Genomic DNA, 12,698 nt, shown 5'->3' with positions numbered 1-12,698 from the left:
TCTTCGGCTCGGCGGTCGCTAAGGAACCGGCGTCTTATAGGGTTTTGGCGGGGAACGCATCACCTCCGCACGGCGCACTCAAACCCTCGGCGGCGGGCCGAACTTGCCGGCCTGGTAGTCCTGGACCGCCTGGATGATCTCTTCGCGAGTGTTCATGACGAAGGGGCCGTGGCTGAAGACCGGCTCACCGATGGGGTCGGCATGGCCCAGCAGGACGACGGCGTCGGATGCGGCCGTGATCTGGACGGCGTCGCCGTCGCCCAGGGCGGCGAGGTTCCATTGCGGCACTGCGGTTCCGGCGACCGAGACCTCGCCCTTGATGACATAGAGGAAGACGTTGCGGCCGGGCGCGACCGGCGTCTGGAATGTCGCGCCTGCGGGCAGGCGGACGACCGCCAAATGGATGTCGATCAGGGACTGGATCGGGGCTGCGACGCCCAGCCATTCGCCGGAGACCGGCTCGACCGTGACGCCGCCCTCGGTGGTGAAGGTCGGGATGTCGGCCTTCTGCAGGCCGACATAATCCGGCTTGGTCATCTTCAGCCGCGACGGCAGGTTCACCCACAGCTGCAGGATCTCCATCGGCCCGCCGTCGCGCTTGAAGTCGGCCGGGGACAGCTCGGCGTGGACCAGGCCTGAGCCGGCGGTCATCCATTGGATTCCGCCCGCCTCGATGATGCTCTCGCCGCCGCCTGAATCGTTGTGGGCCAGTTCGCCGTCGAGGATGAAGGTGACGGTCTCGAACCCTCGGTGCGGGTGGGGGCCGAACGGCAGGCCCTGGTTGCCCGGCGCGTAGGTCTGCGGTCCATGGTGGTTCAGGAACAGGAAGGGATCGACCTGGTCCAGGCCCGGACCCGGCACGGGACGACGGGTGGTCAGATCGCCAATGTCGTCGCGGTGGGCGGGATGAAGGCGAAGAACGGGGCGGAGCTGGGTCATTCGCCACATATAGGGTGGCGGATCGGCTCTGGCGAGCCTAGCCGGCGCGGGAGACGGTCACTGGACGGGCGCGGCCGTTCTGGATCAGTTCGCCGGTCCAGCCCCTGGCGGCGGGTTGCAGATGCAGTTCGCCGCCGGACAGGGGGATGACGGCGATGTCGCCGCTCCTCGAAGCGGGGCCGGCTGGGCCGCCCTGGTCGGTCCCGGCCGGGGCGTCCAGCCGACGCCAAGCGCCCTCGATCACTCGCCCTGCGCCGCGATCCGTCAGGGCCAGGGACAGCAGGGGCTTTCCGTCATGACCGACGACGCGCCAGCGGCCGTCCAGAGGACCGCTGCGGGCGTCCGCGTCGATCTGGGCCTGGGCCACGCCCTGATCATAGGCGATCTCTGCGTCGGTGGGGCTGACCTCGTAACTGCCGACATAGGCGTTCACGTCGACGGGGTTGGTCAGGGGGCGGCGATGCCGATCGGTCGCGGCGTCGCCCTGCGCTTCTTCGCGACCAAAGTCGGAGGGCGGCTCGAACGGGCGGATGACCGGCGCCTGATAGGTCTCGGGCGTGGCGTCCAGCAGACCCGTGGTCTGAATAGCGGGCTCCAGAGCGACGACGGAGATCAGGGCGAACAGGATCATGAGGACACCCTGCCAAATCCCGCCCCGCGGCGCCTAGCCGTCGATGGAGGCTCGAACGGAAACGTGATTCCGCGTGATGGAACCGTTCACAAAGCAACAATCCGCCGATGTTAGCCCCTGTGCGTTGACACCGGCCCCCCAGGGTCACAAAAGCCTTCGCAACCGCACACGGCGATTGAATTCATTCGCTTTTGAGAACCATTCGCATGACCCAGCCCAGCCCGACGCCGGGTGGCGCCTCTAGCGACCGGACCGGTCGCTTCGTCACCCAACCGAACGGTCACATCGCGCCGCTTTCGCCGCACATGAGCATCTGGCGCTGGCACGTCACCATGACGGCCTCGATCCTGTTCCGGGCCACGATCATCGCCGCCACCGTCGGCGCGCTCTTCGTCATCGGCTGGCTGGGCGCAATGGCCTTCGGGGCCGAACATTACGCCTGTTTCGCCTCGCTGGCGGGGTCGCCGCTGGGTCTGTTCATCGGCTTCGGCCTGACGGTGGTGCTGTTCTCCTTCATCCTGAACGGCGCGCGTCACACCTATAACGACACCGGCAACGGCCTGACGGTGAAGTCGGCGACGCTGCTGTCCAATATCGCCGTCTGGGCGCCGGTCCCGCTGGCCGTGCTGTTCTGGGTCGTCCTGTTCGCTGTCGGGAGGGTCTCGCTGTGAGCGGCGCCGCCAAGTTCAAGAACAACGTCAAGGTTTCCGAGCGCCACGGCGCCGGCGAATGGCTGATCGAGCGGGTGCTGCTGGTGGCCCTGCTGCCGCTGGGCCTGTGGGCCGCCTCGACCGGCTTCACCCTGGCGGGCGCCGGCTATGACGCCGTGCTGGCCTGGTTCGCCAATCCGCTGAACGCGGGCCTGCTGGCCATCACCGTCGTGGTGTTCTTCGGCTATGTCAGCCTGGCCTGGAAAGTGATCCTGGAAGACTATGTGCCCAACGCCGGAACGCGCGGCCTGCTGGTGATCCTGCTCAACATCGTCTTCCTCGTGCTGGCCGCCGCCAGCGTCTTCTTCATCGTGCGGCTGGCGCTGGGTTCGGCGCCGCTGCCCGCTGGTTTCGGAGCCTGATTTACTGATGGCCGCTTACGAACTGATCGATCACGAATACGACGTCGTCGTCGTCGGCGCTGGGGGCTCGGGCCTTCGCGCCGCGCTCGGCGCCGCCCAGCAGGGGCTGAAGGTCGCCTGCGTGACCAAGGTCTTCCCCACACGGAGCCACACCGTGGCTGCGCAAGGCGGCATCTCCGCCTCGCTCGGCAATATGGGCGAGGACAGCTGGCAGTGGCACATGTACGACACCGTCAAGGGGTCGGACTGGCTGGGCGACCAGGACTCGATCGAATATCTGGTCCGTAACGCGCCCAAGGCCGTCTATGAGCTGGAACACTGGGGCGTGCCGTTCAGCCGCACCGAAGAAGGCAAGATCTATCAGCGCGCCTTTGGCGGCATGACCCGCAACTTCGGCGAAGGCCCGGTGCAGCGCACCTGCGCCGCCGCCGACCGCACCGGCCATGCCATCCTGCACACCCTGTACGGCCAGTCGGTGCGTCGCGAAGTGAAGTTCTTCGTCGAATATTTCGCGCTGGACCTGATCATGCAGGACGGCGTCTGCACCGGCGTGACGGCGCTTCAGCTCGACAACGGCCAGCTTCACCAGTTCCGCGCCAAGATGGTGGTGCTGGCGACCGGCGGATACGGCCGCGCCTATTTCAGCGCCACCTCGGCCCACACCTGCACCGGCGACGGCAACGCCATGGTGCTGCGCGCCGGTCTGCCGCTGCAGGACATGGAGTTCGTCCAGTTCCACCCGACCGGCATCTATGGCGCCGGCTGCCTGATCACCGAGGGTGCGCGCGGCGAGGGCGGTTATCTGACCAACTCGGAAGGCGAGCGCTTCATGGAGCGCTATGCGCCGACCGTGAAGGACCTGGCGCCGCGCGACATGGTTTCGCGCTCCATGACCATCGAAATCCGTGAAGGCCGGGGCGTGGGTCCGAACAAGGACCACATCTTCCTGCACCTGGACCACCTGGATCCCAAGATCCTGCACCAGCGCCTGCCGGGCATTTCCGAAAGCGCCAAGATCTTCGCCGGCGTGGACGTGACCAAGGAGCCGATCCCGGTCCTGCCGACCGTCCACTACAACATGGGCGGCATCCCCACGAACTATCACGGCGAAGTCCTGACGCTGCGTGACGGCAATCCCGACAGCGTGGTGCCCGGCCTGATGGCCGTGGGCGAGGCGGCCTGCGTCTCGGTGCACGGCGCCAACCGCCTGGGCTCCAACTCCCTGACCGACCTGGTGGTGTTCGGCCGCGCCGTCGGCCTGCGCTGCGGCGAGGTGGTGGACAAGGCGTCCGCCGTGCCGTCCGCCTCCAAGACACAGACCGACGCCCACCTGGCCCGCCTGGACCGCTTCCGCTTCGCAGACGGCTCGACCCCGACCGCCGAGCTGCGCCTGTCGATGCAGAAGGCCATGCAGGCCGATGCGGCGGTGTTCCGCACCGGCGAGACCCTGCAACAGGGCACCGACAAGCTGCGCGCCATCGAGGCGGCCGGCGCCGACATCAAGACCACCGATCGCGGCCTGATCTGGAACACGGATCTGATCGAGACGCTGGAATACGACAACCTGATCGCCCAGGCGATGGTCACCATCGAGGGCGGTCTGAACCGCACGGAATCGCGCGGCGCCCACGCCCGCGAGGACTATCCCGATCGCGACGACGTCAACTGGATGAAGCACACCCTGGCGTGGAAGCGTCCGGGCGAGCAGGTCCAGATCGATTATCGTCCGGTCCACAACTACACCATGTCCGACGACATCGCGTATATCGAACCGAAGGCGCGGGTTTACTAAGATGGTCCAGCTTACTCTCCCCAGAGGCTCCAAGCCGACGACCGGCAAGGTCCACAAGGCCGCGCCCGGCTCCAAGGACGTCAAGACCTACAAGGTCTATCGCTATGACCCCGAGGTCGATGCGGACCCGCGCTGGGACACCTATGAGGTGCCGACCGGCGACCACGGCCCCATGCTTCTGGACGCCCTGATCCACATCAAGAACACCATTGACCCGACCCTGTCGTTCCGGCGGTCATGCCGCGAGGGCATCTGCGGCTCGTGCTCGATGAACGTGGACGGGCGCAACGCCCTGGCCTGCACCAAGGGCTGGGACGAGTGCAACTCGCACAACATCACCATCGCCCCCCTGCCCCACCAGCCGGTGGTCAAGGACCTGGTGACGGACCTGAGCCTGTTCTACGCCCAGTACGACTCGATCCAGCCCTATCTCCAGTCGGACGAGCCGGATCCCGAGAAGGAACGCCTGCAGACCCCCGCCGAGCGCGAGAAGCTGGACGGCCTGTACGAGTGCATCCTGTGCGCCTGCTGCTCGACCTCCTGCCCCAGCTACTGGTGGAACCAGGAAGAATACCTCGGCCCGGCGGCGCTGCTGCAATCCTATCGCTGGATTTCCGACAGCCGCGACGACGCGACCGACAAGCGCCTGGACGACCTGGAAGACCCGTTCAAACTGTATCGCTGCCACACGATCATGAACTGCGCCCAGGTCTGCCCCAAGGGCCTGAACCCGGCCAAGGCCATCGCCGAGACCAAGAAGCTGATGGTCGCGCCGAGCCGCAAGAAGGCGGCCTGACTTCAAAAACCCCCGGAGCAGCGCTTCGGGGGTTTTTCTTGTCTTCTACTCAGCCAGCTTGAGCCCGCAGTGGGCGGCGAAATGGCGAAAGTCGGAATCGCCGGAGATCAACGGAATACCCGCATCGATGCAGGACTGGGCGATCAGGGCGTCGGCCAGCCGCGCCTTGAGGCCCCGCATCGCGAGCGTGCGGCGATTGAGCGCCGCCCTTTCCCAATAGCCGTCGATGACCGGCACGAGCGGCGCCGCGCCCAACAGGGCGTCGAGATCGCTTTCAGGCGACGGGGCGGACAGCAGTTCCGTCAGAACCAGCGGCGGCAGCACCAGCCGCTCGTCGCGAAGAGCGCGGCGAACCGCAGGGCGCGCGGGTCCATCGAAGCCGTGCAGGAAATGCAGGACCGCGCTGGTGTCGGCGGCGATCAAATCGACCGATCCGATCCGTCCAGCGGCCGATCCTGGCGCAGGTCGTCGAGATCGACGTCCAATGGCATACGGCCTTCCAGGGCCAGCATGCGACGGCTCCAGTCGGAATGCGCCAGGGTTTCGAGCGCCCGACGCAGGGTTTCCGTCACGCCCTGGCCCGTCGCATCCTGAGCCGCCGCCAGGAGGCGGGCTGGCAGGATGGCGGTGATCTTGCGCATGTCGTTCATGCGTCGATAGTGCCATATCGGAATGCTGGCGCCAACTTACGGTCTTGCGCAGGCGGCATGGCTTGATATGAGCGGCCCATGGCCAGCATCACCTATATCGAGCATGACGGAACCGAGCACGTCGTCGACGTGAAGCCGGGGCTTTCCGTAATGGAAGGCGCGATCCGCAACAATGTGCCGGGCATCGACGCGGACTGTGGCGGGGCCTGCGCCTGCGCCACCTGCCATGTCTATGTCGACGAGGCCTGGCGCGAGGCGACGGGCAAGCCCAGCGCCATGGAGGAGTCGATGCTGGACTTCGCCGAGGAGGTCGAGCCGAACAGCCGGCTGTCGTGCCAAATCCGGGTTTCGGATGCGCTGAGCGGCCTGGTCGTGCGGTTGCCGCAGAACCAGCACTGAAATGGGCGAGCCGGGGCTGATCGACAGGATCGGCCTCTGGATCGACCATTGGATCAAAAAGACCTGCCCGGCCGGACCGCCGCCGATCCTGGGGATCGCGGGGTCGCAGGGGTCCGGGAAATCCACCTTGGCGCACGACGTCGCCGAGCGGTTCGGCGGGGCGACCCTGTCGCTGGACGACGTCTATCTGACCAAGCCCGAGCGAGCCGATCTGGCGGCGCGGGTGCATCCGCTGTTCGCCACGCGCGGGCCGCCGGGGACGCACGACCTGGGTTTGCTGCACCGGTTTGTGGATCGGCTGGGGCGCGCCGGGCCGAACGACCTGACGCCGCTGCCCCGGTTCGACAAGCTGGCCGACGACCGGGCGCCCGAGGTGGACTGGCCGGGCGTGAAAGGGCGGCCGAGGGTGATCGTGCTGGAGGGGTGGTGCCTGGGGGCGACGGCGCAGGCGGAGTTGGCCCTGGTCGCGCCGATCAATGGGCTGGAAGCCGAACAGGATGCCCACGGTCTTTGGCGGGGCGCGATCAACGAGGCCCTGACGCGAGATTATGCGCCGTTGCGCGCGCGTCTGGACGCCTTGATCCTTCTGAAGGCGCCGTCGTTCGATGCCGTGCTGGACTGGCGCTGCGAACAGGAGGCCGGGCTGATGAAGCGCGGCGCCGTGCCGCCGGAGCGGCGCGCGGCCCTGGCGGTCTTCGTCCAGCACTATGAGCGGCTGACCCGGCACATGATCGAAGGCGGCGTCGTCGCTGACCTAGTCGTCGAACTGGACAGGGATCGGCGGGTCTTGGGCCTGGAGGGCGCGGACTTCCTCGCGGCGACAGGGGGCGTGGCGCCGGAGCCGGCCTCGCGCGTTATCGCACCATGAGCCTGTTTGGATCCAAGCCCGCCGCCACGGATGACAGACGGTCGGTGGCGCGTCGTCCGGCCAATGCGCGCGGCGTCGTCTGTGCGCCTGGCGTGGAGACGGCGTGTGTGATCGTCGAACTTTCGGACGGCGGGATGAAGGTTCGGCTGGATCGGGGCGCCGCCCTGCCCCGCGAGGTGGTGGTGGTCGATGTCACGCAAGCTGTGGCCTATCCCGCGACCGTCGTGTGGCAGAGGACGAACGAGGCGGGCTTGAGACAGACCGGCGCCAAATCCCTGCGCGGCCTGGCGCCCGCCCGTCTGGTCGGGGCGCGCGAGGCCTGGCTGAGAGCCGGTGGCCGTTAGAGCCCGGCGGGCATGGAGCCGGCGTTGATGGCGATCCGCCCCACCAGACCCTTGACGATCAGATCGAGCGCTGAACCCTCGCGGTAATCGGCGGCGGCGACGAAGTTGACCCGGTCTTCCGAGATCAGGGAATAGACCTTCTTCTGGTCCTTCTCGTTCGAGCGCGGATCATAGACGGCGATGGAGAAGCCGCCCTTGGTGTGCATCATCTTCATGGTCGGCACGTCGGTGTCGCCGTCGCCGATGAAGATCATCCGGTCGAACGGCACGGCGCGCTCGTCGTCGGGGATGAAGTGGTTGATCCGCTCGTGCTCCCAGTGGTTCTTCACGCCCTTGTTGATGCGGAACAGATACTGGGTCTTGGTGGTGTAGTTGACGCCCACGGCCGGCCAGGCTGCCTCGCCCTTGTCGTCATAGACATAGTGGGAGGCGAAGACGTGGTTCAGGGCGGGGCGGATCGGGGTGCCGTCGATCATCTCCTCCAGCCCGGCCGAGATGATGTAGTGCTCGATCTCCAGCCCGTATTTGGCGCCGAAGGCGTTCATCCGGTCGAACCAGCTGAGGTCTTTCAGACCCTCGAACAGAGCCACGGCCTCGCCGTGCTGGCGCAGGGTCTCGCGCGTCACGGGCGAGCCGTTCTGGCGCGCGTGATGCAGCATCAGCTGCATGTACATCAGGATGCCGTCGCCGTCGGCGTCCTTGGTCAGGCGCTCGGCCTCCTCCCAGAAGGCGCCGATGCCCATGCCGACGGAGGGAATGAACGACACCTCCTGCATGTTGCCGCGCGCCAGGGTGCCGTCGAAATCATAGATCAGGGCGGTTTTCAGCAGCGGGGTCTTGGGTTCGGACATGAGGGCGAGATCCTTGGTGGAACCCGCCCTCTATATCAGCCCGCCGCGCCCGTCGATTGGCGACGCTGGCCGAAGGTGGGGGCGGCCGCCTTCTGCTCGGCCCAATAGTCCGCGCCCGTCGTCGGCTTGAACATCGTGCGCGGCGACCCGTTTCGCGCCACCACGGCGAAGGTGTTGGTCGAGGCCTGATAGATCAGAGTGTCGCCGTTCGGCCGTTTCACGGTCTCGGCGTCGCGCGGAGGCTTCGTCGTGAAGGCCGTCACCTTGGCCAGATAATCCTCGGCCGAGCGGGCGTCGAAGTCGGCGCCGTTGCGGTCGTAAAGCCGGGCGATCTTTGCATCGACGGTCTCGCGTCGATTGGCGGTCAGAACCGGCTTTTCCTGCGGCGTTGCGGCCTCTTCGCCCGTCGCCGGCATGGACGTCAGAGCCACCGGTTCGGCCGCCGCCGTCCGGTCTCGTGTCTCGACCGCCGAACTATTGTCACAGGCGGTCAGCCCCAGCAGACCGCACAGAGCCAGCGCGGCCCCTCCCCTCGTCAGCGTTCTCATTCTTCCCTCCAGATACCCGCTGAGCGCGACGAAAGCACAACTTTATTGTTCGCGCAATGTTCTCGTCTCGACGGCGTCACGCGGGGCGGCTAGACGGAGATCATGGACAATCGCTCCCTTTCGAACCGCAAGATCCTGCTGATCGTCGGCGGCGGCATCGCAGCCTACAAGGCGCTGGAACTGGTGCGGTTGATCGCCAAGGCGGGCGGACAGACGCGAGTGATCCTGACCGAATCCGGGGCCGAGTTCGTGACGCCTCTGTCGCTGGCGGCGCTGAGCGGCCATCCGGTGCGCTCGGGCCTGTTCCATCCCGACGACGAGACCAGCATGGGTCATATCGAGCTCTCGCGCTGGGCCGACCTGGTGGTGGTGGCGCCGGCGACGGCGGGGTTGATCGCCAAGGCCGCGAACGGTTTCGCCGACGACTTGGCCTCGACCACCCTGATCGCCACGGACAAGCGCGTGCTGCTGGCGCCGGCCATGAATGTGCGGATGTGGGAGCATCCGGCGGTCCAGGCCAATATGGAACGGCTGAAAGCCTTCCCCGGCTTCCACGGCGTCGCGGTGGTCGGGCCGGACGAGGGCGAAATGGCCTGCGGCGAATACGGCTTCGGTCGCATGGCGGAACCGGCGGCGATCCTTGAGGCCATCGAGGGTCTGCTGGCCGGTACGGGTGGACGGCCGCTGGCGGGTCGCAAGGCCGTGGTCACCGCCGGGCCGACGTTCGAGCCTATCGACCCGGTGCGGGGCCTGACCAATCGCTCCAGCGGCAAACAGGGCTACGCCATTGCGGCGGCTCTGGCCGAACTGGGCGCCGAGGTGACGCTGGTGTCCGGGCCGACGGCGCTGGGGGCGCCCACGGGCGTGACGCGCATCGACGTGGAGAGCGCGCTGGAGATGCAGGCGGCGACGCGAGCGGCCCTGCCCGCCGACATCGCCGTGCTGTCGGCCGCCGTCGCCGATTGGCGCGTGGACACCATCGCCGGCGGCAAGATCAAGAAGGGACCGGGCGGCCCGCCGACCCTGGCCCTGATCGAGAACCCCGACATTCTGGCGGGCGTCGCCGCGCCGGGACCGAACCGGCCGGCCCTGGTCATCGGCTTCGCCGCCGAGACCACAGATCTGGAAGCCAATGCGCGAGCCAAGTTGTCGCGCAAGGGCTGTGACTGGATCATCGGCAACGACGTTTCCGACGACGTGTTCGGCTCGGACGGCAACGCCGTGCTGCTGGTCACGGCCGACCGGACAGAGACCTGGCCGCGCCAGTCCAAGACCGCCATCGCCCGGGCCGTCGCCGCCCGTATCGCCGCCCATTTCAAGAGCCCTGAATGACCGAGACCGCCATCCAGATCCTGCGCCTGCCGCATTCCGAGGGCCTGCCCCTGCCGGCCTATGAGACGGCGGGATCGGCGGGCATGGACCTGCGCGCGGCGGTGCCGGAAGACCAGCCGATCACCTTGGCGCCGGGCCAGCGGGCGTTGGTGCCCACGGGTCTGAAGATCGCCCTGCCGGTGGGCTACGAGGCCCAGGTGCGGGCGCGCTCGGGCCTGGCGCTGAAACACGGCATCATCTGCCCGAATGCGCCGGGCACCATCGACAGCGACTATCGCGGCGAGTGCGGCGTGATCCTGGCCAACATCGGCGCTGAACCCTTCGTCATCAGCCGAGGCGAACGCATCGCCCAACTGGTGATTGCCAAGCATGAACGCGCCGACTGGATCGAGGTCGAGACGCTGGACGACACCGCGCGCGGAACAGGTGGATTTGGATCGACGGGCCGATAGGGACAGCCTGGCTGTTATTCTGGAATAGCGATCATGGTCATTGCCGCCTTTCTGTTGTTGGCCACTCAGAACGTCGCGCTGCCCGAAACGCCCTTGGCGCCAGTTTGCGTCCCTGTTGAAAGGGGCGCGGGCGGCGCGGTCAAAACCTGGTGCATGGCGGAAGCACCGCTTCGAATGGAGCGGCCCTACCCGCCAGAGATGGCGTTAGAGCAGCAAATTCCGTTCGGTTGGGCTGAAGTGAGATGCGTCTTCAAAGACGTGCGCACACTGGAAAATTGCCAAATCGTTTCAGAGTCTCATCCGGTTGGTTTCGGACGAGCAACATTGAGGGCGTTGAGAACGGCAGAAGTCGCAGTCGTTGAAGGAGAAGATTCTCCTCGCGCTGGCGACTTTTACGTCGCGATCCCGAAGTTCCGAATTCTCGGGCCAACAGCAGCCCCTCTGGCGACGCCCTCCAAATAGGACGAAGACTGCCAACGCCTAAGAGGTGGTCTGGTGCATTGCCCTAAACCGGCGGCGCGGTCGGCTGGATCAGGGCGGCCTTGCGGCGGACGTGTTCGCGCCACGCGGTGTAGAGACCGCTGGACCCGATCAGGGCGGCGCCGGCCAGGGTGCTGAGAGTTGGGGTCGTGGACATCAGCAACCAGCCGAAGACGATGGCGCCGACGATCTGGAGATAGTCGAAGGGCGCGACCACGGCGACCGGGGCCTTTTGCAGCGAGGCGGTCATGAACAGTTGGGCCAGGCCGCCGGCGATCCCCGATCCGATCAGCAGGGCGAAGGTCAGGGGCGAATGCCAATGACCGACGAAGGGCAGCAGGATCGCCCCCACGATCAATGAACCGACGAAGAACCAGAAGACAATGGCGGCGACATGCTCGGTGTCACGCAACTGGCGCAGGGTGATGGTCACGCCGGCCGTCAGCAGGGCCGCGACCAGACCGAAGGCGATTCCCTCGACCGGCACGCCGTGGTCCGCCGCACCCGGCCGCATGACGATGATCACCCCGATGAAACCCACGGCGACGGCGGCCCAGCGGCGCGGCCCGACGGCCTCCTTCAGGATCAGGAAGGACAGCAGGGTGGCGAAGATGGGGGCGGTGAAGCTGAGGGTCGTCGCGTCGGCCAAGGGCAGCAGCGTCAGGGTCTGGAAGACGCACAGGATCGAGACGATGCCCAAGGCGCTGCGGCCGACATGGGCGAAGGGTCGGCGCGTGGTCAGGCCCGCAAGACCGCCCGGCTGGGTCAACACCCAGGCCAGAACCACCGGCAGGCCGAAGAAGGCGCGGTAGAACAGCATTTCGGGCGCGACGACGCCGTCCAGCGACGCCAGTTTCAGCACCGCCGCCATGACCGAGAAACAGCCTGCCGCCGCGATGCGCAGGGCGATGCCGCGGGCGATATCCTCGCCGCGTCCGCCTGTCGCCTGAACGCCCTCGACCATCCGCGCCTTTCGATGCGGCCAAGGCGATGAAGGCCCCGGCCGCAGGAACAGTTCGGCTTACGCCTGGCCGGTTTCGACCGGCTGTTGGGCGATCTGCTGCTGGCGCGCGATGTAGATGGCGGCGAAGTCGATGGGGTCGAGCTGGAACGGGGGATAGAAGCCGCCGTCGGCCGTGGCGCCCGAGATGATCTCGCGAGCGAACGGGAACAGGTAGCGCGGGCATTCGATCAGCAGCAGCGGCTCGATGTCCTGCTCCTGAACATTGGCCAGCTGGAACAGGCCGCCATAGACCAGTTCGACGTGGAAGACGGGCTGGTTCTCGTGGGTCGCCTTGATCGACAGCTTCAGGTCCAGCTCGAACAGGCCGTCGGGGCGGCCCTGGGCGGCCATTTCGACGCCCAGGTCGATGGCCGGCTTGCCGTCGATGCGCAGGGATTCCGGGGCGCGCGGGTTCTCGAACGAGAAGTCGCGGACATACTGGGCAAGGATGCGGAAGCCGGGGCCGGCGGGCTGGCCCTGTTGGGCGTCGCCTTGCTGGGGCTGTTCGGCGGGAGGTGCGGCGTCGGTCATGTGAACGGTC

General features: G+C 67.0%; 18 protein-coding genes. 10 read left to right on the top strand and 8 right to left on the bottom strand.

Translation table 11 applies throughout. The annotated features are described in order from the left end of the window. Window positions 1-78: 78 nt before the first annotated feature. A complete protein-coding gene (locus CHRYSEO8AT_RS05195) occupies window positions 79-939 on the bottom strand; it encodes a pirin family protein (RefSeq protein WP_159847213.1) in 861 nt (286 codons plus the stop codon). A 37-nt stretch (window positions 940-976) separates the two neighbouring features. Next, entirely contained in the window at window positions 977-1,570 is a 594-nt protein-coding gene (locus CHRYSEO8AT_RS05190; RefSeq protein ID WP_159847210.1) for a hypothetical protein, read from the bottom strand. 206 nt (window positions 1,571-1,776) lie between these two features. Between CHRYSEO8AT_RS05190 and sdhC the strand changes: the two genes are divergently transcribed. The 4 genes from sdhC to CHRYSEO8AT_RS05170 are packed head-to-tail and all read left to right on the top strand — an operon-like array spanning window position 1,777 to window position 5,230. Then, window positions 1,777-2,241, top strand: coding sequence for a succinate dehydrogenase, cytochrome b556 subunit (sdhC, locus tag CHRYSEO8AT_RS05185; RefSeq protein ID WP_159847207.1), 465 nt, complete (start codon window positions 1,777-1,779; stop codon window positions 2,239-2,241). Then, complete coding sequence (gene sdhD, locus CHRYSEO8AT_RS05180) at window positions 2,238-2,642, top strand: succinate dehydrogenase, hydrophobic membrane anchor protein (protein WP_159847204.1); 405 nt, start codon at window positions 2,238-2,240, stop codon at window positions 2,640-2,642. The genes sdhC and sdhD overlap by 4 nt, the downstream gene beginning before the upstream one ends. A 7-nt stretch (window positions 2,643-2,649) precedes the next feature. After that, window positions 2,650-4,434: a succinate dehydrogenase flavoprotein subunit gene (gene sdhA / locus CHRYSEO8AT_RS05175; RefSeq protein WP_159847201.1), complete on the top strand. Its 1,785-nt coding sequence runs from the start codon at window positions 2,650-2,652 to the stop codon at window positions 4,432-4,434. Window position 4,435: 1 nt separating this feature from the next. Further along, complete coding sequence (locus tag CHRYSEO8AT_RS05170) at window positions 4,436-5,230, top strand: succinate dehydrogenase iron-sulfur subunit (protein WP_159847198.1); 795 nt, start codon at window positions 4,436-4,438, stop codon at window positions 5,228-5,230. A 45-nt stretch (window positions 5,231-5,275) separates the two neighbouring features. Here the strand turns inward: CHRYSEO8AT_RS05170 and CHRYSEO8AT_RS05165 are convergent, their stop codons facing one another. Both CHRYSEO8AT_RS05165 and CHRYSEO8AT_RS05160 read right to left on the bottom strand, forming a co-directional pair. Next, window positions 5,276-5,653 (bottom strand): PIN domain-containing protein, encoded by a 378-nt coding sequence (locus tag CHRYSEO8AT_RS05165; RefSeq protein WP_159847195.1) that lies wholly within the window; start codon window positions 5,651-5,653, stop codon window positions 5,276-5,278. Continuing rightward, entirely contained in the window at window positions 5,650-5,871 is a 222-nt protein-coding gene (locus CHRYSEO8AT_RS05160; protein ID WP_236547429.1) for a hypothetical protein, read from the bottom strand. The genes CHRYSEO8AT_RS05165 and CHRYSEO8AT_RS05160 overlap by 4 nt, the downstream gene beginning before the upstream one ends. Window positions 5,872-5,958: 87 nt before the next feature. Between CHRYSEO8AT_RS05160 and CHRYSEO8AT_RS05155 the strand changes: the two genes are divergently transcribed. The 3 genes from CHRYSEO8AT_RS05155 to CHRYSEO8AT_RS05145 are packed head-to-tail and all read left to right on the top strand — an operon-like array spanning window position 5,959 to window position 7,491. Continuing rightward, window positions 5,959-6,279, top strand: a complete 321-nt coding sequence (locus tag CHRYSEO8AT_RS05155; protein WP_135194274.1) for a 2Fe-2S iron-sulfur cluster-binding protein — start codon at window positions 5,959-5,961, stop codon at window positions 6,277-6,279. A gap of 1 nt (window position 6,280) precedes the next feature. Next, complete coding sequence (locus CHRYSEO8AT_RS05150) at window positions 6,281-7,147, top strand: kinase (protein WP_201304364.1); 867 nt, start codon at window positions 6,281-6,283, stop codon at window positions 7,145-7,147. After that, window positions 7,144-7,491 (top strand): PilZ domain-containing protein, encoded by a 348-nt coding sequence (locus CHRYSEO8AT_RS05145; protein ID WP_159847189.1) that lies wholly within the window; start codon window positions 7,144-7,146, stop codon window positions 7,489-7,491. The genes CHRYSEO8AT_RS05150 and CHRYSEO8AT_RS05145 overlap by 4 nt, the downstream gene beginning before the upstream one ends. Here the strand turns inward: CHRYSEO8AT_RS05145 and CHRYSEO8AT_RS05140 are convergent. Both CHRYSEO8AT_RS05140 and CHRYSEO8AT_RS05135 read right to left on the bottom strand, forming a co-directional pair. Continuing rightward, window positions 7,488-8,342, bottom strand: a complete 855-nt coding sequence (locus CHRYSEO8AT_RS05140; protein ID WP_159847186.1) for a haloacid dehalogenase-like hydrolase — start codon at window positions 8,340-8,342, stop codon at window positions 7,488-7,490. The two genes, CHRYSEO8AT_RS05145 and CHRYSEO8AT_RS05140, sit on opposite strands and share 4 nt — an antisense overlap. A gap of 35 nt (window positions 8,343-8,377) precedes the next feature. Continuing rightward, window positions 8,378-8,890 (bottom strand): S-type pyocin family protein, encoded by a 513-nt coding sequence (locus CHRYSEO8AT_RS05135; protein ID WP_159847183.1) that lies wholly within the window; start codon window positions 8,888-8,890, stop codon window positions 8,378-8,380. A 102-nt stretch (window positions 8,891-8,992) separates the two neighbouring features. Here CHRYSEO8AT_RS05135 and coaBC point away from each other — a divergent pair, with 102 nt between their 5' ends. From coaBC to CHRYSEO8AT_RS05120, 3 genes are read left to right on the top strand one after another with little or no spacing between them, the layout of a single operon-like run. Continuing rightward, window positions 8,993-10,222, top strand: a complete 1,230-nt coding sequence (coaBC, locus tag CHRYSEO8AT_RS05130; RefSeq protein ID WP_159847180.1) for a bifunctional phosphopantothenoylcysteine decarboxylase/phosphopantothenate--cysteine ligase CoaBC — start codon at window positions 8,993-8,995, stop codon at window positions 10,220-10,222. Then, window positions 10,219-10,674, top strand: a complete 456-nt coding sequence (gene dut / locus CHRYSEO8AT_RS05125) for a dUTP diphosphatase (RefSeq protein ID WP_159847177.1) — start codon at window positions 10,219-10,221, stop codon at window positions 10,672-10,674. Before coaBC ends, dut begins: the two co-directional genes overlap by 4 nt. A 33-nt stretch (window positions 10,675-10,707) precedes the next feature. Next, window positions 10,708-11,136 carry a hypothetical protein gene (locus tag CHRYSEO8AT_RS05120; protein WP_159847174.1) on the top strand — a complete coding sequence of 143 codons (429 nt, stop codon included), beginning with the start codon at window positions 10,708-10,710 and terminating at the stop codon, window positions 11,134-11,136. Window positions 11,137-11,179: 43 nt separating this feature from the next. Here the strand turns inward: CHRYSEO8AT_RS05120 and CHRYSEO8AT_RS05115 are convergent, their stop codons facing one another. Then, complete coding sequence (locus CHRYSEO8AT_RS05115; protein ID WP_159847171.1) at window positions 11,180-12,118, bottom strand: DMT family transporter; 939 nt, start codon at window positions 12,116-12,118, stop codon at window positions 11,180-11,182. A gap of 57 nt (window positions 12,119-12,175) precedes the next feature. Then, window positions 12,176-12,688: a protein-export chaperone SecB gene (gene secB / locus CHRYSEO8AT_RS05110; RefSeq protein ID WP_017505358.1), complete on the bottom strand. Its 513-nt coding sequence runs from the start codon at window positions 12,686-12,688 to the stop codon at window positions 12,176-12,178. Window positions 12,689-12,698 lie beyond the last annotated feature (10 nt).

This window comes from Brevundimonas sp. G8 (assembly GCF_902506205.1).
Lineage (GTDB): Bacteria > Pseudomonadota > Alphaproteobacteria > Caulobacterales > Caulobacteraceae > Brevundimonas.
The sequence above is the reverse complement of the archived record's forward strand: the minus strand, read 5'-3'. Positions and strand labels throughout refer to the sequence as shown.

Coding starts and splice junctions, on each gene's coding strand:
- CHRYSEO8AT_RS05195 (WP_159847213.1), bottom strand. CDS start 939: ATGACCCAGCTCCGCCCCGTTCTTCGCCTTCATCCCGCCCACCGCGAC.
- CHRYSEO8AT_RS05190 (WP_159847210.1), bottom strand. CDS start 1,570: ATGATCCTGTTCGCCCTGATCTCCGTCGTCGCTCTGGAGCCCGCTATT.
- sdhC (WP_159847207.1), top strand. CDS start 1,777: ATGACCCAGCCCAGCCCGACGCCGGGTGGCGCCTCTAGCGACCGGACC.
- sdhA (WP_159847201.1), top strand. CDS start 2,650: ATGGCCGCTTACGAACTGATCGATCACGAATACGACGTCGTCGTCGTC.
- CHRYSEO8AT_RS05170 (WP_159847198.1), top strand. CDS start 4,436: ATGGTCCAGCTTACTCTCCCCAGAGGCTCCAAGCCGACGACCGGCAAG.
- CHRYSEO8AT_RS05160 (WP_236547429.1), bottom strand. CDS start 5,871: ATGCGCAAGATCACCGCCATCCTGCCAGCCCGCCTCCTGGCGGCGGCT.
- CHRYSEO8AT_RS05155 (WP_135194274.1), top strand. CDS start 5,959: ATGGCCAGCATCACCTATATCGAGCATGACGGAACCGAGCACGTCGTC.
- CHRYSEO8AT_RS05150 (WP_201304364.1), top strand. CDS start 6,281: ATGGGCGAGCCGGGGCTGATCGACAGGATCGGCCTCTGGATCGACCAT.
- CHRYSEO8AT_RS05145 (WP_159847189.1), top strand. CDS start 7,144: ATGAGCCTGTTTGGATCCAAGCCCGCCGCCACGGATGACAGACGGTCG.
- CHRYSEO8AT_RS05140 (WP_159847186.1), bottom strand. CDS start 8,342: ATGTCCGAACCCAAGACCCCGCTGCTGAAAACCGCCCTGATCTATGAT.
- CHRYSEO8AT_RS05135 (WP_159847183.1), bottom strand. CDS start 8,890: ATGAGAACGCTGACGAGGGGAGGGGCCGCGCTGGCTCTGTGCGGTCTG.
- coaBC (WP_159847180.1), top strand. CDS start 8,993: ATGGACAATCGCTCCCTTTCGAACCGCAAGATCCTGCTGATCGTCGGC.
- dut (WP_159847177.1), top strand. CDS start 10,219: ATGACCGAGACCGCCATCCAGATCCTGCGCCTGCCGCATTCCGAGGGC.
- CHRYSEO8AT_RS05120 (WP_159847174.1), top strand. CDS start 10,708: ATGGTCATTGCCGCCTTTCTGTTGTTGGCCACTCAGAACGTCGCGCTG.
- CHRYSEO8AT_RS05115 (WP_159847171.1), bottom strand. CDS start 12,118: ATGGTCGAGGGCGTTCAGGCGACAGGCGGACGCGGCGAGGATATCGCC.
- secB (WP_017505358.1), bottom strand. CDS start 12,688: ATGACCGACGCCGCACCTCCCGCCGAACAGCCCCAGCAAGGCGACGCC.